The 19,890-nt window shown below is 71.6% G+C and carries 22 protein-coding genes; 12 read left to right on the top strand and 10 right to left on the bottom strand.

Annotation, left to right across the window (positions count from 1 at the left end):
• Positions 1–3: 3 nt before the first annotated feature.
• Both CP980_RS14425 and CP980_RS14420 read left to right on the top strand, forming a co-directional pair.
• A complete protein-coding gene (locus CP980_RS14425; RefSeq protein WP_132759672.1) occupies positions 4–684 on the top strand; it encodes an alpha/beta fold hydrolase in 681 nt (226 codons plus the stop codon).
• A gap of 490 nt (positions 685–1,174) precedes the next feature.
• Positions 1,175–2,038, top strand: a complete 864-nt coding sequence (locus tag CP980_RS14420; protein ID WP_150528321.1) for an AraC family transcriptional regulator — start codon at positions 1,175–1,177, stop codon at positions 2,036–2,038.
• A 347-nt stretch (positions 2,039–2,385) separates the two neighbouring features.
• Here the strand turns inward: CP980_RS14420 and CP980_RS14415 are convergent, their stop codons facing one another.
• Together CP980_RS14415 and CP980_RS14410 are read right to left on the bottom strand one after the other, a co-directional pair.
• Positions 2,386–2,631: a DUF397 domain-containing protein gene (locus CP980_RS14415; RefSeq protein ID WP_150528320.1), complete on the bottom strand. Its 246-nt coding sequence runs from the start codon at positions 2,629–2,631 to the stop codon at positions 2,386–2,388.
• Positions 2,628–3,497: a helix-turn-helix domain-containing protein gene (locus tag CP980_RS14410; protein WP_150528319.1), complete on the bottom strand. Its 870-nt coding sequence runs from the start codon at positions 3,495–3,497 to the stop codon at positions 2,628–2,630. Before CP980_RS14410 ends, CP980_RS14415 begins: the two co-directional genes overlap by 4 nt.
• 118 nt (positions 3,498–3,615) lie before the next feature.
• Here CP980_RS14410 and CP980_RS14405 point away from each other — a divergent pair, with 118 nt between their 5' ends.
• Positions 3,616–4,035: an ATP-binding protein gene (locus CP980_RS14405; RefSeq protein ID WP_373312925.1), complete on the top strand. Its 420-nt coding sequence runs from the start codon at positions 3,616–3,618 to the stop codon at positions 4,033–4,035.
• Between the two features lie 86 nt (positions 4,036–4,121).
• Here CP980_RS14405 and CP980_RS14400 read toward each other — a convergent pair whose 3' ends face one another.
• Both CP980_RS14400 and CP980_RS14395 read right to left on the bottom strand, forming a co-directional pair.
• Positions 4,122–4,319, bottom strand: a complete 198-nt coding sequence (locus tag CP980_RS14400) for a hypothetical protein (protein ID WP_229907163.1) — start codon at positions 4,317–4,319, stop codon at positions 4,122–4,124.
• A gap of 106 nt (positions 4,320–4,425) precedes the next feature.
• Positions 4,426–4,902 carry an SRPBCC family protein gene (locus CP980_RS14395; RefSeq protein ID WP_132759676.1) on the bottom strand — a complete coding sequence of 159 codons (477 nt, stop codon included), beginning with the start codon at positions 4,900–4,902 and terminating at the stop codon, positions 4,426–4,428.
• Between the two features lie 324 nt (positions 4,903–5,226).
• On the opposite strand from CP980_RS14395, the gene CP980_RS14390 reads away from it, so the two are divergent.
• Positions 5,227–6,900 (top strand): lytic transglycosylase domain-containing protein, encoded by a 1,674-nt coding sequence (locus CP980_RS14390; RefSeq protein WP_229907152.1) that lies wholly within the window; start codon positions 5,227–5,229, stop codon positions 6,898–6,900.
• Between the two features lie 188 nt (positions 6,901–7,088).
• Here the strand turns inward: CP980_RS14390 and CP980_RS14385 are convergent, their stop codons facing one another.
• Positions 7,089–7,292 carry a cold-shock protein gene (locus CP980_RS14385; RefSeq protein ID WP_030162033.1) on the bottom strand — a complete coding sequence of 68 codons (204 nt, stop codon included), beginning with the start codon at positions 7,290–7,292 and terminating at the stop codon, positions 7,089–7,091.
• Positions 7,293–7,529: 237 nt separating this feature from the next.
• Here CP980_RS14385 and CP980_RS14380 point away from each other — a divergent pair, with 237 nt between their 5' ends.
• From CP980_RS14380 to CP980_RS14365, 4 genes are all read left to right on the top strand, one after another.
• Positions 7,530–8,393 (top strand): menaquinone biosynthetic enzyme MqnA/MqnD family protein, encoded by an 864-nt coding sequence (locus CP980_RS14380; RefSeq protein WP_132759678.1) that lies wholly within the window; start codon positions 7,530–7,532, stop codon positions 8,391–8,393.
• 221 nt (positions 8,394–8,614) lie between these two features.
• On the top strand, positions 8,615–10,420 hold the full coding sequence (locus tag CP980_RS14375) for a serine/threonine-protein kinase (protein WP_150528318.1): 1,806 nt from the start codon (positions 8,615–8,617) through the stop codon (positions 10,418–10,420).
• 72 nt (positions 10,421–10,492) lie between these two features.
• Positions 10,493–11,692 (top strand): cyclic dehypoxanthinyl futalosine synthase, encoded by a 1,200-nt coding sequence (gene mqnC / locus CP980_RS14370; protein WP_132759680.1) that lies wholly within the window; start codon positions 10,493–10,495, stop codon positions 11,690–11,692.
• A 7-nt stretch (positions 11,693–11,699) separates the two neighbouring features.
• Positions 11,700–12,344, top strand: a complete 645-nt coding sequence (locus CP980_RS14365) for an imidazolonepropionase-like domain-containing protein (RefSeq protein WP_150528317.1) — start codon at positions 11,700–11,702, stop codon at positions 12,342–12,344.
• Here CP980_RS14365 and CP980_RS36730 read toward each other — a convergent pair.
• Together CP980_RS36730 and CP980_RS14355 are read right to left on the bottom strand one after the other, a co-directional pair.
• Positions 12,310–12,717: a response regulator transcription factor gene (locus tag CP980_RS36730; protein ID WP_150528316.1), complete on the bottom strand. Its 408-nt coding sequence runs from the start codon at positions 12,715–12,717 to the stop codon at positions 12,310–12,312. The two genes, CP980_RS14365 and CP980_RS36730, sit on opposite strands and share 35 nt — an antisense overlap.
• Positions 12,683–13,624: a DUF3152 domain-containing protein gene (locus tag CP980_RS14355; RefSeq protein WP_229907153.1), complete on the bottom strand. Its 942-nt coding sequence runs from the start codon at positions 13,622–13,624 to the stop codon at positions 12,683–12,685. The genes CP980_RS36730 and CP980_RS14355 overlap by 35 nt, the downstream gene beginning before the upstream one ends.
• A gap of 173 nt (positions 13,625–13,797) precedes the next feature.
• Between CP980_RS14355 and CP980_RS14350 the strand changes: the two genes are divergently transcribed.
• Together CP980_RS14350 and CP980_RS14345 are read left to right on the top strand one after the other, a co-directional pair.
• Positions 13,798–14,493 carry a demethylmenaquinone methyltransferase gene (locus tag CP980_RS14350; protein WP_150528315.1) on the top strand — a complete coding sequence of 232 codons (696 nt, stop codon included), beginning with the start codon at positions 13,798–13,800 and terminating at the stop codon, positions 14,491–14,493.
• Between the two features lie 19 nt (positions 14,494–14,512).
• On the top strand, positions 14,513–15,424 hold the full coding sequence (locus tag CP980_RS14345; RefSeq protein ID WP_150528314.1) for a glutaminase: 912 nt from the start codon (positions 14,513–14,515) through the stop codon (positions 15,422–15,424).
• 54 nt (positions 15,425–15,478) lie between these two features.
• Here CP980_RS14345 and CP980_RS14340 read toward each other — a convergent pair whose 3' ends face one another.
• The gene (locus CP980_RS14340; protein WP_150528313.1) at positions 15,479–16,006 is read right to left on the bottom strand and encodes a GNAT family N-acetyltransferase; all 528 of its coding nucleotides are present in this window, start codon (positions 16,004–16,006) and stop codon (positions 15,479–15,481) included.
• Between the two features lie 98 nt (positions 16,007–16,104).
• On the opposite strand from CP980_RS14340, the gene CP980_RS14335 reads away from it, so the two are divergent.
• On the top strand, positions 16,105–17,388 hold the full coding sequence (locus tag CP980_RS14335) for a geranylgeranyl reductase family protein (RefSeq protein ID WP_099890006.1): 1,284 nt from the start codon (positions 16,105–16,107) through the stop codon (positions 17,386–17,388).
• 20 nt (positions 17,389–17,408) lie between these two features.
• On the opposite strand, the gene CP980_RS14330 is transcribed toward CP980_RS14335, so the two are convergent.
• Together CP980_RS14330 and CP980_RS14325 are read right to left on the bottom strand one after the other, a co-directional pair.
• The gene (locus tag CP980_RS14330) at positions 17,409–17,705 is read right to left on the bottom strand and encodes a hypothetical protein (protein WP_150528312.1); all 297 of its coding nucleotides are present in this window, start codon (positions 17,703–17,705) and stop codon (positions 17,409–17,411) included.
• Between the two features lie 223 nt (positions 17,706–17,928).
• Positions 17,929–18,765 (bottom strand): C40 family peptidase, encoded by an 837-nt coding sequence (locus tag CP980_RS14325; protein ID WP_132759688.1) that lies wholly within the window; start codon positions 18,763–18,765, stop codon positions 17,929–17,931.
• Between the two features lie 757 nt (positions 18,766–19,522).
• Here CP980_RS14325 and CP980_RS14320 point away from each other — a divergent pair.
• The gene (locus CP980_RS14320; RefSeq protein ID WP_099890003.1) at positions 19,523–19,882 is read left to right on the top strand and encodes an NADH-quinone oxidoreductase subunit A; all 360 of its coding nucleotides are present in this window, start codon (positions 19,523–19,525) and stop codon (positions 19,880–19,882) included.
• Positions 19,883–19,890: the final 8 nt, after the last annotated feature.

Genomic DNA, 19,890 nt, shown 5'->3' with positions numbered 1-19,890 from the left:
GCCATGGCGAACTACGTACTCGTGGCAGGCGCATGGCTCGGCTCCTGGGCGTGGGAGGCGGTGGCCGCGCCGCTCCGCGCGGCGGGGCACGAAGTCCACCCGCTGACACTGTCCGGCCTGGCCGAACGCAGCGGCGAACCGGCCGGACAGCAGACGCACGTCCGGGACGTCGTGGACGAGGTCGAACGCCTCGACCTGCGGGACGTGGTCCTGGTCGGCCACAGCTACTCGGGCATCCCGGTCGGCCAGGCCGCCGAGCGGATCGGCGACCGGCTGAGGCGAGTGGTGTTCGTGGACGCCAACGTCCCGGTGGACGGCCGGTCCTTCTCCGACGGCTGGCCGGTGGCGGACGAGATCGCCGCCCACGACGGCTTCTGGCCGCCGCTGACCGCCGGCGACTGCGCCGGGCAGGGGCTGGACGAGGAGCAGATCAGCCGCATCGTCAGGGGCGCGACCCCCCACCCGGGCGCGACCCTGACGGAACCGGCGGAGCTGAAGGGCCCGCTCTCCGAGCTCCCCGCGCTGTACGTGAAGTGCCTGCTGGACGGCGAGGACCCGGGCCCGGCCGTCACCGCGCTCCTGGAGGGCGAGCGCTGGACCCTGGTCAGGGTGGACACGGGCCATTGGCCGATGTTCTCGCAGCCGGCGGAACTCGCGCGGATCCTGGCCGGGGCGGCAGGGTAGGGCGCAGCCGAACCGGCCCGGCTGGTGGGGAGGCGGGTCGGGGCGGGGTCCCGTGGGGCGGGGTCGGGGAGGGTCCGGGGGCGTCCCGTCAGTCCACTGTCCTTCCGTGTCGGGTCGGTCCGTCAAGGGCGCTCCCTGCGGTCGCGTCGCTTCGCGATGGCCTTCGGCCACCCTTGACCGACCGCCCCGCCCCGGAATGCCATAAGACTGCCGGGAAGCCCCCGAAGGAATGGCCGGGAGGTCAAGTGACCAGGAGCGGCCCGTCAGAGATGCCGATCAGCACCTCCCGTTCAGCCACCCCCCATTTCCCCGCACCACCAGCCCCGGCCATGACGGGGGGCGCGGTCGATCGCTACGCGCTCCTGTCGGCATGGCGTCCGGCGATCGTCCGGGGCCGGGAGCGCACCCGACCGGATCGGGCACAGGATGTCGGGTCCGGCACGGTGGGCGGTGCCTAGCGTGATGGTCGTACAGAGGAAGGACACCGGGCATGCTGGAGCGGCTGAACCAGGCCATGGAGCACATCGAGCGCCATCTCGACCAGGAGATCGAGGTGGACGAGCTGGCGCGGATCGCGGCCACCTCGGAGTACCACCTGCGCCGCATGTTCTCCGCGCTGGCGGGGATGCCGCTGTCGCAGTACGTACGGCGTCGTCGGCTCACCCTCGCGGGCGCCGAAGTGCTCGCGGGACGCGACACGTTGCTGGACATCGCCGTGCGCTACGGGTACGGCTCGGGCGAGGCGTTCGCGCGGGCGTTCCGCGCCATGCACGGCATCGGCCCCGGCGAGGCCCGCCGCACCGGCGCCACGCTGAGCTCCCAGTCCCGGATGGCCTTCCGCCTCACCATCGAAGGGAGCAGCAGCATGCGCTACCGCATCGTGGACAAGCCGGCTTTTGTCGTCGCCGGGCCGAAGGCCCGCGTACCCCTGGTGCACGCGGGACCGAATCACGCGATCATGAACTTCGTCCGCGCGATCGACCCGCAGACACTGGAGCGCCTGGAGAAGCTCTCGGACCAGGAGCCGCACGGCATCGTCGCGGTCTGCGACGACCTGGACCCCAGCCGGGCCGAGGGCACCGAGCTCGACTACCACCACGGCGTGATCACCACCGAGGCCCCGCAGGACGAGACCGCCCTGCCCGTCCCGGCGGGCACCTGGGCCGTCTTCAACACCTCCGGACCGATGCCGCTGGCCATCCAGGAGCTGTGGCGCGACGTCTTCACCGAATGGTTCCCGTCGAACCCCTACCGCAGCCGCCCCGGCCCGGAGATCCTCCGCATCCGCCCGTCACCGGACCACACCCAGGCGGAGGCCGAACTCTGGCTCCCCGTCGAGCCCGAGAACGGCTGAGCCCCGGACGGCCGCCAGACGCCATGCCGAGCGGAGCACGTGGCGATCCGGCGCGCCCCCCGTCCCGGCCGTGCCTGGTGGTGCCGTGGAAGGGGGCGCGGATGGTCGGGAGTCCCGGCCGGCATCTCTGGCGGGGCCGTGTGCATGACTGTCCCCCTGACCGTTCCTTCGGGGGCTTCCCGGCAGTCTTATGGCATTCCGGGGCGGGCCGGGCAGTCAAGGGTGGCCGAAGGCCATCGCGCAGCGACGCGACCGAAGGGAGCGCCCTTGACGGCCCGGACCGACACGGAAGGACAGTGGACTGCCGGGAAACCCCCGGACTTCCTCTGATGCCGATTGGCCGGAGCTCAGGCTCCGGTGACCCCGCCCAGGAACGAGGCCCAGGCCGAGGGCGCGACCGCCAGCTCGGGCCCGGCCGTCACCTTGGAGTCCCGGACGTGGACGGCGTGGGCGCAGGCGGCGACCTCGACGCACTGGCCGCCCTCGCCGTCGCTGTGGCTCGACTTGCGCCAGGTGAAGGCGACTTCGAGGCACTCACCGCCCTCGCCGCTGCTGTAGCTGCTCTTGAACCAGTCCAGGTCGGTGGTGTTCATGGTTCTCCCAGCATTTTCTCGATCAAGGTTAGGGACTCGTGTGGCGTGAGTGCCTGTGCCCGGATGATGCCATAGCGCTCGCTGTAGATCCGTACCTGTTCCGGGTCGGTGATGATGTTGGCGTGCCCGTAAGTCTCGGTGTAGGCAACCTCGTTGCGCCCCTTGGGGCGCAGGAGCGTGAACGAACTGTCCAGGCTGGGGTGTTCCTCACGATCCATGGGCATCACCTGGAGATGTACGGTGCGCCGCCGACCGACTTCCAGTAGTCGGCCTAGCTGTACCGAGTGCACCGCCCGGCCACCGGTGGGACGTTCGAGAAGCGCCTGTTCCAGGACGAAGCTGAATGTCGGGGCGGGCCAACGATCGAGGATCGCTTGCCGCGCCAGCCGGTCGGCGACCCGCTTCTCGATGGTCTGTTCATCGAGTACCGGTCGGCGATGACTGAACACAGCTCGCGCGTACGCCTCGGTCTGGAGGAGCCCGGGGATGGCCTGCACGCCGTAGTAATGCAGCGCAACCGACTGCGCCTCCGCCTCCGCGAACTTCCGGAACCAGTCCGGATGCCGCGTCCGTGCCCGCTTCAGTGCCTCCCGGACCTCCGGGATCGCCGCCCGCAGGACGCCTCCCGCGCCCAGGGCGCGGTCGGCGTTCTCCAGGAAGTCGGGCTGGGGAGTCCGTACTCCCCGCTCGATGGAGGACACGAGGTCCTCTCCCACATGTACCCGCGCTGCCAGTTCCTTCTGCTGAAGGCCGGCCGCTTCTCGCAGCACCTTGATGATTTTGCCGAGTGCCTTGAAGAGGTACGCCGTGCCGTCGACCTCCACCGGTCGCTCCGGCTGTTCCTCGCGGTCTGACAGGTCGTTCATAGGCTGAACCGCCCTCGTCCGTACGGGCCGTACACGCAACAGCGGCCAGCCCTACGGGACTCGGCCGTAGTGCCGCCGTCACTGGAAAGCGTACGGCGCTCCGGACACGCTCGGTGAGGTGACGACCGAAATCAGTGACATGGCACAGGCCCGCATGCTCCTCAGCGCCACCCGCCGGGGGGCGCGGCTCGCGCGGCGGCTCGTAGGGGTTCAGCTGGCCGCTTGGGGGATCCCGTACGGCTGCACGCTCGCCGAGGACGTCGAGCTCGTGATCGGAGAGCTGGCCGCCAACGCCGTCGTGCACGGGCACGTACCCGGGCGGAATTTCGAGGTCGTCCTCCGGTACGACGGGCGTCGGGTGTGGGTGGAGGTCAGCGACGCCCGCGGGGAGCACCGCCCGCCCGAGGCGTCGGCCCCCGCCGATCCCTCGGCGGAGGGCGGGCGCGGGCTCGTGGTCGTGGAGGCCGTGGCCCGGGACTGGGGGGTGCGCGACCGCCCGCCGGGCCACCCGGGCAAGACGGTGTGGGCCTGTCTGTAGGCGCAGGTTGGCGGCCCCGTAGCCGAAGGCGCCGGCCGGCAGGAGCAGGTCCTGGGCATCGCCGTACACCGGCTCCGCCCCGGACCTTAGGGCCAGTCGGTGTCCTGCGCGCACAGCCGTACGCCGGTGAGGTCCAGGCCGTGGACCACGTCGTGGCCGAGGGCGGCCGGTGGCCCGCCGAGCGGCGGTCCACGGGTGGTGGGCGTGGTCGCGGAGTGGGCGACGACCTCGCGGACGGTCCAGCCCTTACGGAGGCCGGGGGCGTGCCAGTCTGCGGCGCGCAGCGCGTCGAAGAGGCGGCCAGTTCGCGACGCCCGGCGGCGATGGCGGCCTTGAGGGCGGCTGCGCGAGAGCCTGTGAGCAGGGGCGCAGCCGCCCGGCCCCCGGACCTCACTCCTCCCCGGTCAGCGCCTCGTCCTGCTGCACCAGTACCTGCTCCCAGGCCGCCGCGTGCCGGTCGCGGGCCGCCTCGTCCTGGAAGCCCGCGTGCGTCAGCCGGACGTGGGTGCCGATCGGGTGGGGGAGGAGTTCGACCGTGACGACGGTCTCGGCGCCCTCCGTGCCGCCCCGGCCCGTCACCCAGGCCAGCTCCACCAGCCGGTTCGGGACCAGCCGCAGGAAGCGCCCGTAGTGCGGGTGCCTGGTGCGCGGGCCGTCCGGTTCGGGTGCGGACTCGGTCTCGAAGAAGAACGGCGCGTTCACCTCGGCCCGCATCAGGACCGAGCCGGGGGCGGCGAACCAGCGGTCGAACTCCTCGGTCCACCCCGCGTACAGGGTGTGCTCGGTGGCGATCATCGACCGCTCGACGGTCAGCTGGTGGGGGCGGTCCGACAGGTCGGGGACGCGGATCGGATCGATGGTGGTCATGGCATCCCACCGTAGGACGGGCCGGGCCGGATCCGTCCGTGGCGCACCGCCCGCGCCCCCGGGGGTCGTTCTTGGTACCGGTCGCCATGAAAGGACCCTAAGCGGGCGATCGCGGGCGGATCATAGGCCTTTGGGATCTTTCCGGCAGGGACCGGCGTCCTTTGTGCGAACGGCCGTGAGGAGCCGGTGAAGCCGAGACGAATGGTGTGTCATATCTGCCGGGGCGGCGGTGAGTCGCGTCCGAATACCTGATAGACAGTGGATATCCACGGCTCGACCCGCCGTCGTATACCTTGTCGGCCGCCTTGGGGGGATCGCCGCACTGTGAAGCCGCTTCACCGTCACCTCGTCAACACCTCGCGCAAGGTCCTGTGCACGGCCGCGCTCGCGGCCAGCCTGACGACCGCCGCGGTGGTGACCAACACGTCCACCGCCGACGCGGGCGAGTCCGAGCCCACCCCGGACAGCCCCCAGGCCACCGACCGGGGCGACGCCCGCCTCGACCTGCCCGACCCGCTCGCCGACCCGGCCGTACCGCCCGCCGCGGGTGCGGGCGCCGGTGAGGGGGTCAGCGGCATACCCGCGACCGCCCTGGACGCGTACCACCGCGCCGAGGTGGCGGTGGCCGCCGCGCTCCCCAACTGCAAGCTGCCCTGGCAGCTGATCGCCGGCATCGGCCGGGTCGAGTCCGTACACGCCTCGGGCTACGGGCTCAAGGCCGACGGCTACACCGAGAAGCCGATCCGCGGCCCGCGCCTCGACGGCAACGGGTTCGCCGAGATCAAGGACACCGACAAGGGCGAGTTCGACGGGGACGCCGTCTACGACCGCGCCGTCGGCCCGCTCCAGTTCATCCCCTCCACCTGGGCCACCTGGGGCGCCGACGGCAACGGCGACTCCAAGCGCGATCCGAACAACATCTACGACGCGGCGCTGGGCGCGGGCCTCTACCTGTGCGCGGGCGACCGGAACCTCTCGGACCAGGCGCAGCTCGACCGGGCGATCCTCAGCTACAACAACTCCCGCGAGTACGTGAACACGGTGCTCGGGTACATGCACCAGTACCAGAACGGTGCCACCGGGGTGGCGAACCCGCCGGTCGGCGACTACACGCCGCCGCCCACGAGGACGCTGCCCACGCCGACTCCCACCCCGACCCCGAAGCCCACGCCCACCCCGAAGCCGACCCCCACCCCGACGCCGAAGCCCACGCCGAAGCCGGAGGAGCCGAAGCCCACGCCGACCCCGACGCCGACCCTGGCCAAGCTGGAGCTGCTCGGCAGTGCGGAGCTCAAGGCCGAGGCCGGGTCGGCGTTCACGGCGGTCCCGCGGATCAAGGCGGTGCTCAGCGACGGCAAGCCGGCCGCCGGGAAGCCGATCCTGTTCGAGCTCAAGGACGACACCACGGGCTCCTCCATCGGCGCCGAGGGCAAGACGTTCCTCGTGGTCGACACCGACTCCGAGGGCATCGCGGCGCTGCCCGGCCTGAAGGCCGGTGCCAAGGCGGGCGGTTTCACCCTGCGGGTGGCGGCGTACAACACCGAGGCGCAGCTGACGGTGACCTTCACCGGTACGGTCACGGCGAAGCCGGCCCCGGTCGCGGACAAGCTGTCCCGGACCGACGCCGGTGCGGACAAGCCGCTGGAGGTCGAGGCGGGCAAGGGCCTGAAGGGCTTGGAGGTCACGGCCACGGCGCAGGGCAAGGCCGCGGAGGGCACGCAGGTCACGGCCGGACTCGTCGAGAGGCACGAGGACGGCGGGGCGTGGGTCCCGGTGGACGCGGCCAAGTCCAAGGGCCCGTGGTTCAAGGACAAGGACGGCAACAAGGTCACGAGCCTGCTGCTGGCCCCGGCCGGCGCCGACGGCAAGATCGCGCTGCCGGAGCTGTTCACCACGGACGTCGCCCCGGGCACGTACCACCTGCGCCTGATCACGAAGGACAACGTGGTCCTGGTCCTGGACCTGAAGATCACGGCGGCGCCGGCGCCGGCTTCGTAGGCCGGCCGCTCCGCAGTCGCACAGCGACCGCCCCTGGCCACCGTCTCGACGGCGGCCAGGGGCGGTCGGCGTTTCACCCCGTGTCCCCGGGGGGAAAGGCAGGAGCCCCGCCGCCTCCGCTCGCACGGAGGAGGCAGGGCTCCTTGGGTACTGCTTTTCCAACCCGCGATGAGAGTTGGCCCAGGCGATTAGGCCGGGGTGACGTTCTCCGCCTGCGGGCCCTTCGGACCCTGCGTGACGTCGAAGTTCACCATCTGGTTCTCCTCGAGGGAGCGGAAGCCAGAGGCGTTGATCGCGGAGTAGTGGACGAAGACATCCGGGCCGCCGCCGTCCTGGGCGATGAAGCCGAAGCCCTTTTCAGCGTTGAACCACTTCACGGTTCCGGTAGCCATGAGCCCTCCTATGGGCCAAAGGGTCGCCCTGCTCCAGAACCTGCTAAGAAGTCTGAAAACTACAAAAGCCTGCGGGTCACATTCTCCGCAGGCCTCGTACTGCAAGGGAAACCAAACTGCAACTTGCGACGAGCCTAGCACGCACCCTGCGGCGGAGACCAGAGGGAAAGATCACGTCACCCGGACGTTTGAGGCCCGCCCGAAGGCTGACGGAGACCCGGGGGCTAGTCTCGCGATGTGGACGTCTATCGCAGCCGGCCCCGCGTCGGCCACATTCAGTTCCTGAACTGCCTTCCGCTCTACTGGGGACTGGCCAGAACCGGCACGCTGCTGGACCTGGAACTGACCAAGGACACCCCCGAGAAGCTCAGCGAGCGACTCGTCCAGGGGGAGCTCGACATGGGTCCGATCACCCTCGTGGAGTTCCTCCGCAACGCCGACCAGCTCGTCGCGTTCCCCGATCTCGCGGTCGGCTGCGACGGCCCCGTCATGTCCTGCGTGATCGTTTCGCAGGTGCCGCTGGAGCGGCTGGACGGGGCCCGGGTCGCCCTCGGTTCGACCTCCCGTACGTCCGTGCGCCTCGCCCAGCTGCTGCTTTCCGAGCGGTACGGGGTCCGGCCGGACTACTACACCTGCCCGCCCGACCTGGGCCTGATGATGCAGGAGGCGGAGGCCGCCGTACTGATCGGCGACGCCGCGCTGCGCGCCTCGCTGCACGACGCGCCCCGGCTCGGCCTCCACGTGCACGACCTGGGGCAGATGTGGAAGGAGTGGACCGGACTGCCGTTCGTCTTCGCCGTCTGGGCCGCCCGCAAGGACTACCTCGCCCGTGAGCCGCTCGTCGTGCAGAAGGTGCACGAGGCCTTCCTCGACTCCCGTGACCTCTCCCTGGAGGAGGTCGCCAAGGTCGCCGAGCAGGCGGCCCGCTGGGAGGCCTTCGACGCCGATCTGCTGGAGCGGTACTTCACGACGCTCGACTTCCGCTTCGGGCCCGAACAGTTGGCCGGTGTAAGGGAATTCGCCCGTCGTACGGGACCGAGTACGGGCTATGCGGCCGATGTCGCGGTGGAGTTGCTGAACGGCGACGGCGTGCGCTGCTGATCATTTCCGTCAGGGGCCGCCGGTTCCGGTTGTCGGCCCGGTTCCGGTCGGGCGGAAATGCCGTTTCCCGGGAATTCCCCCTCTTTTCGCTTTCCCGTCCACGGGGTGGGAATACCTCCCCGCAGCGGGGCGGGCACCCCTAAGGTGCTCTTGGCCGGTCCGGGACCGGCCGTCAGCGCTCAGTGCTCAGTGCTCAGGCACCCACGGGGGAGGGGGACGCGATGCAGCCGCTCGAAGCCGGCGAACCGCGGACCATCGGTGCGTACCGGCTGCTCGGCCGGCTCGGCTCGGGCGGCATGGGGCGGGTCTACCTCGGCCGCAGCGCCGGCGGCCGGACCGTCGCCGTCAAGATCGTGCACCCGCACTTCGCCTCCGACGAGGAGTTCCGAGCCCGCTTCCGCCGCGAGGTCGAGGCCGCGCGCCGCGTCGGCGGAGAGTGGACCGCGCCCGTCCTGGACGCCGACCCGGAGGCGGCCGTGCCGTGGGTGGCCACCGGGTACGTGGCGGGCCCCTCGCTGGGCGGCGCCGTCGCCGCGCACGGGCCCCTCCCGGAGGCCTCCGTACGAGCCGTCGGCGAAGGCCTGGCGCGCGCCCTGGTGGCCGTGCACGGGCTGGGGCTGGTCCACCGGGACGTGAAGCCCTCCAACGTGATGCTGACCCTGGACGGCCCCCGGCTCATCGACTTCGGCATCGCCCGGGCCTGGGGGTCCCCCCGGACGGAGTCCGGGGGAGGTACGGCCTCGCTGACCTCCACCGGCGTCTCCGTCGGCTCCCCCGGCTACATGTCCCCCGAGCAGATCCTCGGCAAGGGGGTCACCGGGGCCGCCGACGTGTTCTCGCTCGGCGCCGTGCTCGCCTTCGCGGCCACCGGCCGGCCCCCGTTCACCGGGGACAACCCGGCGACCCTCCTCTACAAGGTGGTCCACGAGCCGCCGGAGCTCGACGCCGTCCCGCCCGGCGGGCTGCGCGAGCTGATCGCGGCCTGCCTGGCCAAGGCCGCCGCCGACCGGCCCGCCCCGGCCGAGATCGCGCAGGCGCTCGCCGGAGCCCTGCGCGCCCCCGGCTGGCTCCCCGCGCCGGTGGTGGAGGACGCCAGCCGCGCCGCCACGGCCCTGCTGGACCTGGAGGCCGCCCCGGTCGGCGCCCCGGAGGGCGGCGCGGCGCCGGCCGGCGAATCCGGGTCCGGGCCGGTGCCGTTCACGGCCTCCTCGTACGGGGGACCCGCGGTCGGCTTCGGAGCGCCGGACCCCTCGTACGGGAGCGGCTCCGGCTCCGGCGTCCCCGTCCCCTCCTACGGGCCGTACGGGCCGCCGCCCGCGGACGCGGCGCACACCCCCACCGAGACCGGTGGCGGCGCGGTGCCGCCGCCGCGGACCTCCCCGGACCACGGGCGGCAGGTCACCTTCAACGCGGCCGGGCGGCGGTTCAGCTGCTCGCTGGTCCTCGCGGCGGCCGCCGCCCTGGCCGTGCTCTCCGGCGGCGGGCTGTACGGGCTGGGGCTGCTCCCGGGCACCGGTGGCGACGCCGACCAGCACGCCTCCGGCGACGCCGCGGCCAGGCCCCCGGCGTCGGCGCAGTCCGGCACCCCGGCCCCGGAGGAATCCGCGACCCCTTCCGCCACCCCCTCGACGGCCAAGCCCTCGACGGGGGCGCCCGCCGGCACCCGGCGCGACGTCCCCAAGGAGCTCGTCGGCACCTGGAAGGGGACGGTCACCACCGCCCGGGCCGGAGTCTCCAGCGAGTTCGAGATCACGATCAAGGCCGGCAAGGTCGGCGAGGTCGTCGCCCGGGACAAGTCGGTCCTCCCGCTCTTCGGCACCGACTGCAGCGGCGACTGGAAGCTGTCCTCCGCCACCGACCGCTCCCTCGTCCTGGACACGGCGGGCGGCCCCAACCCGGCGCCCGGCATCTGCTCCAACGGCTCCGCCGACGAGCGCTTCACCCTCAACGCCGACGGGACGCTCCACTACAAGTCGGGCGACGCCCCGGCCGGAAACCCCGAAGGCGACCTGACCCGCATCCCCTGAGAACCGCCGACGGGCCCTGGCGTAGGCTGGATCGGTCCGTACCTCTTGACACCGCCGAAAGGTGACGCACCGGTGACCGACCAGGCCGCTCTCCAGTCTGTCCTCGACCGTGCCGCCGCAGGGGGCCGGATCACCAAGGAAGAGGCGCTCGACCTCTACCGGCACGCCCCGCTGCACGCGCTCGGCCAGGCCGCCGACGCGGCGCGCCGCCGCCGCTACGCCGGCACCGAGCACATCGCGACGTACATCATCGAGCGCAACATCAACTACACGAACGTGTGCGTCACGGCGTGCAAGTTCTGCGCTTTCTACGCGGCCCCGAAGGACACCAAGAAGGGCTGGTCCCGCGACCTCGACGACATCCTGCGCCGCTGCGCGGAGACCGTCGAGCTCGGCGGCACGCAGATCATGTTCCAGGGCGGGCACCACCCGGACTACGGCGTGGAGTACTACGAGGAGCACTTCTCCGCGATCAAGAAGGCGTTCCCGCAGCTGGTCATCCACTCCCTCGGCGCCTCCGAGGTCGACCACATGGCCCGCATCTCGGGCGTCTCGGCGGAAGAGGCCATCAAGCGGATCCACGCGGCGGGCCTCGACTCCTTCGCGGGCGCCGGCGCCGAACTCCTGCCGGAGCGGCCGCGCAAGGCGATCGCCCCGCTCAAGGAGTCGGGCGAGCGCTGGCTGGAGATCATGGAGATCGCCCACGAGCTGGGCGTGGAGTCCACCTCCACGATGCTGATGGGCACCGGCGAGACCAACGCCGAGCGCATCGAGCACATCGCGATGATCCGGGACACGCAGGACCGCACCGGCGGCTTCCGCGCCTTCATCCCGTACACGTACCAGCCCGAGAACAACCACCTCAAGGGCCGGACCCAGGCGACGGTCTTCGAGTACCTGCGGATGATCGCCATCGCCCGGCTCTTCCTCGACAACGTCGCCCACATCCAGGGCTCCTGGCTGACCGTGGGCAAGGAGGCGGGCCAGCTCTCGCTGCACTACGGCGCGGACGACCTCGGCTCGATCATGCTGGAGGAGAACGTGGTCTCCTCGGCGGGCGCCAAGCACCGCTCGAACCGCCAGGAGATCATCGACCTGATCCGCAAGGCGGGCCGGGTCCCGGCGCAGCGCGCGACGACGTACGAGCACCTCCTCGTGCACGACGACCCGGCGAACGACCCGGTCGACGACCGCGTGGTCTCGCACATCTCGTCGACGGCGATCGAGGGCGGTACGGCGCACCCCGAGCTGAAGCTCATCTCCACGAACTGACGCACCCGTGCTGACGCTTCACACCGCCGACGTCGCGCTGCCCGGGCCCGGCCGCGAGCCGCTGCCCGCCGGGGCGGTCCTGGTCGAGGGGGACCGGATCGCCCGGGTGGGCCCGTACGAGGAGCTGGCGGCGGCCTGCCCGCACGCGCGGGTCCGGCGCTGGCCCGGGGTGCTGACCCCGGGGCTGCTGGTGCGCGGGGCGGACGAGCTGCTGGAGCGGACGTACTACCCGGACGACCCGTACGAGACCGCCGAGCTCGGAACCGGCCCGATCAGCGGCGCCGAGGCGCTGGCCGACCTGAAGCTGACCGAGTCCCGCTGGGGCAACAGCGCCCGCCGGGCCACGCAGAAGCTGCTGGCCCGCGGGGTGGTGGCGGTGGCGGGGAGGCTCACGGTCCCGGCGGTGCGCACGGCGGTGTCCCGCTCGGGCCTGACCCTCCTCCCGCCGTCGCCCGCCCCCGGGACCCCCTCGCTGGACCCGTTCGCGGGATGCGGGTCGCCGCAGGAGGCCTTCCACGGTGTCCTGGAAGCGGGCGCCCCGGCCCGCTTCGCGGCCTTCGCGGTGGCCGACCCGGCACAGCTCCTCGCGCAGGGCGCCACCACCTGCGTGGCCACGGTCATATCCGGCCGCCTCCTCCACCGCCGCCGCTGACGCCCCCGCAGCGCGGCTGGGCCCTCGCGCCCTCGCGGGCCAGGGCGGCCAGGAGGCAGGCTTGGAGGCGGCTGATGCCGCCCAACTTCGCTCTTATGTTGTGGACGTGGAACTTGACCGTGCTGACGGAGAGTTGGAGCTCCACGGCCAGTTCCGCGTTGGACGCGCCGGTCGCCAGGCACAGGAACACGGCCGACTCCTGGTCCGTGAGCTGGACCTCGGGCCGCCGTGCCTTCTCCCCCGCCCGGGGCGGGAACCAGGTGGGGACGCTGAAGCTCACGACGCGCACCGATACCACTCCTCGTCCCTGGCCGGCGGCCGGTGGCCGCTCCTCTGCCTTATGGGACGGGTGGTCCTGACAGGTAGGTTCCATTTCCGTCGAAAGGCCAGGCGTTCGCCGTGCAGCCGAGCAGTCCCTTGATCTGCTGCATCATCGCGGGGGCGGGCTTGCCAGGGCCCGGGCAGGTCTCGTGGTCGCGGCCTATCTCGTGACCCACCTCGTGGTTCACGATCAGCGCGCGGTACTCCTCCACGGCCCCCTTGAACTGCGGTGATCCCTCCAGCCAGCGCTTGAGGTTCACGACGACGGTGTGGCCGGCCCGGCAGTTCGTCTCGCCGATCAGCTCGGGGGTGACCACCTCGCACAGCCGGTCGGTGGTCTTCGGCGTGGCGATCTTCACGGTGAAGTCCACCGGCTGGCCGGCCCCGACGAGCTGGAACCCGTACGCCGGGTCCTTGATCCAGCCGCGGGGGTCCCCGAGGATCTTCTCGACGGACCGGGCGGCGGAGTCGGCGTCGACCCCGCTGCCCTCCTCGACCTCGACCCGCCACTTGCGGGCGGCCCCCTTGCCCTGCGGCTGCCCGGAACGCGAGGAGCCCGTGAAGGTCCCCGGCCCGGACTGCGGGGTCTTGCCGGCGCTCGCCCCGCCGCCCGGCTTCGACGGGTCGCCCGAGGGCTCCCCCGACGCGGCGGAGCCGGCCGGTCCGGCCGAGGCCGACGGGGAGGCGGGCGCGGCGGAGTCCCCCGCGGGAGCGGCGGAGGCCGCGGGGGCACCGGCGGGCGCCGCCACGCCGTCCGAGGCGGTTTCGGCGTCGTCCAGCGGCACGATCACGTACGCCGTCGCCGCCACGGCGACCGCCGCGGCCGAGCCGAGGAGCGTGCGGCGGAGCCGCTTGCGCCGCTCGGCCCGCCGCTGCGCGCGGGGGCCGAGAGAGGAACGTCGACCGCGACCGGTGGAATGGCCTGCCGGCATCGTGGAGCCCTTTGTTCGTCCATGCATTGCTTTTCGGTAGGCCTTTTCAGGCCCTACCGGACAGTCAACGCGGGGTCGTGACCTCCGCGTAACTGTCCATCGGGCCAGTTGTGCCCCCGGCGGTGGGGCCCGGGCCCGCCTGCGAGAATGGCCCGGTATCAGCCCACCCGTACCGCACCGCACCTGAGGGGCCAACGCCAGTGACCCGCGCTTCCCTGGACAAGCAGCCGCACGAAGTCGCCTCTATGTTCGACGGCGTGGCGGCGAACTACGATCTCACCAACGACGTCCTCTCCCTCGGGCAGGCCCGCCTGTGGCGCAAGGAGGTCGCCAAGGCGGTCGGCGCGCGCCCGGGGCACAAGGTGCTGGACCTGGCCGCCGGCACCGCGACCTCCTCGCTGCCGTTCGCCGCGACGGGCGCGTACGTCGTCCCCTGCGACTTCTCGCTCGGCATGCTCCGCGAGGGCAAGAAGCGGCACGCCTGGCTGCCGCTGACCGCGGGCGACGCGACGAGGCTGCCGTTCAAGGACGACGTCTTCGACACGGTGACGATCTCCTTCGGGCTGCGCAACGTGCAGGACACGGACGCGGCGCTGCGCGAGCTGTACCGGGTGACCAAGCCGGGCGGACAGGTCGTGATCTGCGAGTTCTCCCAGCCCACGTGGGGCCCGTTCCGGACGGTGTACACGGAGTACCTGATGCGCGCGCTGCCGCCGGTGGCCCGCGCGGTCTCCTCCAACCCCGACGCGTACGTGTACCTCGCCGAGTCGATCCGCGAGTGGCCCGACCAGCCGGCGCTGGCCGGTCTGCTGCAGAAGGCCGGCTGGTCGAAGGTGGCCTGGCGGAACCTGAGCGGTGGCATCGTGGCGCTGCACCGCGGCGTCAAGTCGGCGTAGCGCGGGGCGCGGCGGAGCAGTGGACTACCAGCCCCTCCTGGAGCAGATAGCGGCCGATGTCGCCCCCTTGGTGGGCAGCGGTACTCCGGCCGAGTACATCCCCGCGCTCGCGTCCGTGGACCCGGGGCAGTTCGGGATGGCCGTCGCCGATCTCGACGGGAACGTGTACGGGGTGGGGGACTGGCAGGTCCCGTTCTCGGCCCAGTCGATCACGAAGGTCTTCGCCCTCGCGCTGGCGCTCGCGGAGGGCGGCGACCGCCTGTGGGAGCGGGTCGGGCGGGAGCCTTCGGGCAACCCGTTCAACTCCCTGGTGCAGCTGGAGTACGAGAACGGCATCCCGCGCAATCCGTTCATCAACGCGGGCGCGCTCGTGGTCACGGACCGGCTCCAGACGCTGACGGGCGACGCGAGCAGCGAGCTGCTGAAGTTCCTCCGGGAGGAGAGCGGGAACCCGGAGCTCGGCTTCGACGCGGAGGTGGCGGCCTCGGAGCACGAGCACGGCGACCGCAACGCCGCGCTCGCGCACTTCATGGCCTCGTACGGGAACATCGACAACCCCGTGCCTGCCCTGCTGGACCACTACTTCTGGCAGTGCTCGATCGAGATGAGCTGCGCCGATCTGGCGCGGGCGGCGCGGTTCCTGGCCCGGCACGGGCTGCGGGCGGACGGGTCGCGGCTGCTGACGCGGAGCGAGGCCAAGCAGGTCAACGCGGTGATGCTGACCTGTGGGACGTACGACGCGGCGGGCGAGTTCGCGTACCGCGTCGGCCTGCCCGGCAAGAGCGGCGTGGGCGGCGGGATCGTGGCGGTGGTGCCGGGCGTGTGCAGTCTGGCCGCGTGGAGCCCGGGCCTGGACCCCCACGGCAACTCCGTCGCCGCGGCCGCCGCGCTGGACCGGTTCACCACGCTGACCGGCCTGTCCGTCTTCTGACGCGCCGCTCGGACGGTTCGGCCCCGCGGGGCGCCGGCGCCCCGCCGGAGCCGGCTACGCGGCGGCGAGGTCCAGTTCGTAGCGGCGGCCGTAGCTGCGTCCGTCGGGGAGGAGGAAGCGCTCGGCCAGGGTCATGCCCAGCCGCTCCGCCACCGCGATCGAGCGGTGGTTCCCGTCGTTGATCATCGCCACCACCCGTTCCAGTCCCGCCGCGCGCACGCGCTCCAGCGTGGCCAGGGCGGCGGCGTACGCGTAGCCCTTGCCCCATGCCGAGCGGGCCAGCCGCCAGCCGATCTCGATCTCGCCGACGGGGCCCCAGGCCTTCTCCGCCGGCCAGGGCTGCGCGCCCGTGAAGCCGATCACCTGTCCGTGCGAGTCCAGGAGCGTCCACAGGCAGTAGCCCAGCTGTGCGTCGTGCATCCGCTGCCGGGCCGTGAGCTCCTCGTACATCGACAGTTCGGTGGGGCCGCCGAGGAACTCCATGACGTCGGGGTCGTCGAAGGCACCGTGCCAGGCCCGCGCGTCCTCGTGCGTGGGGACGCGCAGTACTACGGCGGGGAGCGAGGTGGGCGAAGCGGTCATCGGGGCAGCCCTTCGGGTTCGTGATCTCTCTCGCTGCATAGACTGCACATGTCCCGTGCCGTTGGGCACCCCTTATCGAGCCTTCGGGAGACCCCGCAGTGACCGAGCCCCTCTCCGAACACTCCGCGGATGTGATCGTCGTCGGGGCCGGGCCCGCCGGCTCGACCACCGCCTATTACCTCGCCAAGGCCGGACTCGACGTCCTGCTGCTGGAGAAGACGGCGTTCCCGCGCGAGAAGGTCTGCGGTGACGGTCTGACCCCGCGCGCCACCAAGCAGCTGGTGGCGATGGGCATCGACATCTCCGAAGAGGCCGGCTGGCTCCGCAACAAGGGCCTGCGGATCATCGGCGGCGGCCAGCGCCTCCAGCTGGACTGGCCGGAACTCGCCTCCTTCCCGGACTACGGACTCGTCCGCAAGCGCGACGACTTCGACGAGACGCTGGCCCGCCAGGCCCAGAAGGCCGGCGCCCGGCTGTACGAGCGCTGCAACGTAGGCGAGCCCGTCCGCGACCCGCGCACCGGGCACATCACCGGCGTCCAGGCGAAGCTGGGCGAGGAGAAGACTCCGGTCACCTTCAGCGCCCCGCTCGTGGTCGCCGCCGACGGCAACTCCTCGCGCCTGTCCCTCGCCATGGGCCTGCACCGGCGCGAGGACCGCCCGATGGGCGTCGCCGTCCGTACGTACTTCACCTCGCCGCGGCACGACGACGACTACCTGGAGTCTTGGCTGGAGCTGTGGGACCGGCGCGGCGCGCAGGACCGGCTGCTGCCCGGCTACGGCTGGATCTTCGGCATGGGCGACGGTACGTCCAACGTCGGCCTCGGCATCCTCAACTCCTCCTCCGCCTTCCGGGAGCTGGACTGGCGCGAGGTCCTCAAGGCCTGGTGCGCGTCCATGCCGGAGGACTGGGGCTACACGCCCGAGAACATGACGCAGCCGATCCGCGGCGCGGCCCTGCCGATGGCGTTCAACCGGCAGCCGCACTACACCAAGGGCCTGCTGCTGGTCGGTGACGCGGGCGGGCTCGTCAACCCGTTCAACGGCGAGGGCATCGCGTACGCGATGGAATCCGGGCAGATCGCCGCGGACGTCATCGTGCAGGCGCACGCCCGGGCCACCCCGGCCCAGCGCGAGCTGGCGCTGCACAGCTACCCGAAGGTGCTCAAGGAGACGTACGGCGGCTACTACTCGCTGGGCCGCGCCTTCGTGAAGCTGATCGGCAACCCGAAGGTCATGAAGGTCGCCACGCAGCGCGGACTGACGCACCCGGTGCTGATGCGGTTCACGCTGAAGATGCTGGCGAACCTGACCGACCCGGCGGGCGGCGACGCGATGGACCGCATCATCAACGGCCTCTCGAAGGTGGCGCCGAAGGCCTGAGGGCCGGGGCGCGGGATGCGCTAGGGAGCGGGTCGGGCCGGGTTTTCGCCGGTTCGGCCCGCTTCGTCGTTTTCGGCCGGGCCGGCTGCCCCGCCGTGGACGGTCCGTACGCAGCGGGCCACCAGGACCGCACCCCACAGCAGCAGGGCGAAGGCAACGGCCCAGCCGAGCCCCAGGGTGACGGGATGTCCGGGTTTGTGCCAGGGGCGGGTGGTGTTCAGCAGCCAGCCCCCGACCGCGAGCAGGAAGAGCCCGGTCGCGGCGGGTACGGCGGTGGGGTCGGCGGCGCCGTCCTGTTGCTCGTACGCGTCGGTCATCACGGTCCGCCACCTCCTGGCCTGAACAGGGCGCTTCGCACGGCCATCCTCTCAGGGCGCCGGCGGACGCGGAAAGGGCCGGCACTCCGCCCCCGAGCGGGGGAGTGCCGGCCCTCGGGCCGTGCTGAGGCGTGCCGGCGCGCGCCGGAGCACGCTGAGACGCGCTGAGAGGGGCTCAGGAGCCCCTGGGGAAGCTCAGGGTGCTCAGGGGACCTCAGGAGCCTCAGAGGATGCGGACGGCGCCCGTCGGCTTGTCGTAGCTCAGCGAGCGCTCGACGATGCCCGTGCTGGGGTTCTGCGCGCCCACGAACTTGCCGCCGCCGACGTAGATGGCGACGTGGTAGGCGCTGCCGCGCGAGCCCCAGAACAGGACGTCGCCCGGCTGGAGGGCGCTCAGGGAGACCGAGGTGCCCCGCGCGGACTGGTCCTGCGACATGCGCGGCAGGGTCACGCCGGCCTGGCGGTAGGCGGCCTGGACGAGGCCGGAGCAGTCGTACGAGGACGGGCCGGTGCCGCCGCTGATGTACGCCTTGCCGACCTGCGCGCGGGCGAAGTTGACGATGGCGGCGGCGGAGCCGGTCGCCGGGGCAGTGACGGTGCCCGAGCCCAGCTCGGAGCCCGAGTCCGACGCGGACGCGCTCTGGAGGCTGCCCCGGGAGGAGCTGCGGCCCGCGCGCTCGGCGTCGGCCTTGCGGTCCGCCTCCTCCTTCGCCTTCTTCTCGGCGTCGGCCTTCTGGGCGTCTTCCTTGGCCTTCTTCGCCTCGGCGGCAGCGCCCGTACGGGCCTGCTCCTCCTGGGTGCGCAGCTCACCGGTGACGGCGGCGGCGGCCGTGTTCTCGGCGGCGGTGGTGACGGCGGAGGAGACGTCGGCTGCCAGGTCCAGGTTCAGGACCGGCATTTCGAGCGTCGTCTCGGTCACGGGCTCGGACGGGGACGCGCTCGCCGTGCCGGCCATCGCCAGGGTGCTGAGGACGCCACCGGCGACTCCGGCGCGGACCGCGAGCTTCGAGGCGCTGCGCCGGGGCTTCCGGTGGCTGGGTATGTGAGCGGTGTGGGACATGAGGACAACCGCTATCAGGGGGTCCGGGTTCCCTTCAAGAAACGTGGTCTGCGCCACAGTTGTCCGCGAACCGGGCGAACCGGGCGCGCCGCGCGTCTTATTGACGCCGTAACGGGCGAATCGGACACGCCGTCACAAGGCTGTGATCAAGGGGTTTCCGCAATAAGTCCGAATTGATCCACGACCTACCATCACTGCGCACAGATGGCCAAGCCCTGTTTCGGAACCGAGAATTCGATGTGGCGCAGGTCACAGATTCGTCTCACTGTGAGGGCGCTGTGCCCCGTCCGTGATCTGACCGTGAACTTCCCGTGGGCGCGCCCTCCCGCGCTCGTGAACGCGCGCACGCGCCCGGCGCCGTCCACTCGCGTCCTCGCCGCCTCCCCCGGCCGAGCGACGGCGATTCCTTTACCGTGCAAGTCTTGATCTGGCAAATTTGCCTGCACTCGACATCCTTTGGTAGGGACATCGGCCTTCTACCTGCGGTAACGGGGCCGGATGTCACCTTTGGTGATCATGTGGATGCTTCGCGTATGAAGATCACCACCTATCGGGCTTGATGATCGTTCGTCAGGTGGTGGAGATCACAAACTCGGTGTTGTTACCCGTGTCGCAGATCACAGAGGAGCAGGCATAGGATGCGCAGCAGTCCGGCTTGTGAACTGCCTCACATGGGATCCCGTCGAGTTGGGCGATCTTCGCGAGGCGGCCGGCACGGCGGTCCAACGGTCAAGGACGACTGGAAGGAGCGAGGAGCGTGAATGCGTACGCGCCCATCCTCGTGCTCGGCGCCCTCGGCGCAGGGTTTGCGATCTTCTCCGTGGTCATGGCCACGCTGATCGGCCCGAGACGGTACAACCGGGCGAAGCTCGAAGCGTACGAGTGCGGCATCGAGCCCACGCCGACGCCGGCGGGCGGCGGTCGCTTCCCCATCAAGTACTACCTGACGGCGATGCTCTTCATCGTCTTCGACATCGAAGTTGTCTTCCTCTACCCCTGGGCCGTCACCTTCGACTCCCTGGGGATCTTCGGGCTCGTCGAGATGCTGCTCTTCGTGCTCACCGTCTTCGTCGCCTACGCCTACGTGTGGCGCCGCGGCGGTCTGGAATGGGACTGAGGGGCTGA

This window comes from Streptomyces vinaceus (assembly GCF_008704935.1).
Lineage (GTDB): Bacteria > Actinomycetota > Actinomycetes > Streptomycetales > Streptomycetaceae > Streptomyces > Streptomyces vinaceus.
The sequence above is the reverse complement of the archived record's forward strand: the minus strand, read 5'-3'. Positions and strand labels throughout refer to the sequence as shown.

Excerpts from the sequence above, each read along its gene's own strand:
- CP980_RS14410 (WP_150528319.1), bottom strand. The coding sequence starts at position 3,497 with ATGAACGACCTGTCAGACCGCGAGGAACAGCCGGAGCGACCGGTGGAG.
- CP980_RS14355 (WP_229907153.1), bottom strand. The coding sequence starts at position 13,624 with ATGCATGGACGAACAAAGGGCTCCACGATGCCGGCAGGCCATTCCACC.
- CP980_RS36730 (WP_150528316.1), bottom strand. The coding sequence starts at position 12,717 with ATGGAACCTACCTGTCAGGACCACCCGTCCCATAAGGCAGAGGAGCGG.
- CP980_RS14330 (WP_150528312.1), bottom strand. The coding sequence starts at position 17,705 with ATGACCGACGCGTACGAGCAACAGGACGGCGCCGCCGACCCCACCGCC.
- CP980_RS14325 (WP_132759688.1), bottom strand. The coding sequence starts at position 18,765 with ATGTCCCACACCGCTCACATACCCAGCCACCGGAAGCCCCGGCGCAGC.
- CP980_RS14425 (WP_132759672.1), top strand. The coding sequence starts at position 4 with ATGGCGAACTACGTACTCGTGGCAGGCGCATGGCTCGGCTCCTGGGCG.
- CP980_RS14340 (WP_150528313.1), bottom strand. The coding sequence starts at position 16,006 with ATGACCGCTTCGCCCACCTCGCTCCCCGCCGTAGTACTGCGCGTCCCC.
- CP980_RS14395 (WP_132759676.1), bottom strand. The coding sequence starts at position 4,902 with ATGACCACCATCGATCCGATCCGCGTCCCCGACCTGTCGGACCGCCCC.
- CP980_RS14375 (WP_150528318.1), top strand. The coding sequence starts at position 8,615 with ATGCAGCCGCTCGAAGCCGGCGAACCGCGGACCATCGGTGCGTACCGG.
- CP980_RS14385 (WP_030162033.1), bottom strand. The coding sequence starts at position 7,292 with ATGGCTACCGGAACCGTGAAGTGGTTCAACGCTGAAAAGGGCTTCGGC.
- CP980_RS14420 (WP_150528321.1), top strand. The coding sequence starts at position 1,175 with ATGCTGGAGCGGCTGAACCAGGCCATGGAGCACATCGAGCGCCATCTC.
- CP980_RS14415 (WP_150528320.1), bottom strand. The coding sequence starts at position 2,631 with ATGAACACCACCGACCTGGACTGGTTCAAGAGCAGCTACAGCAGCGGC.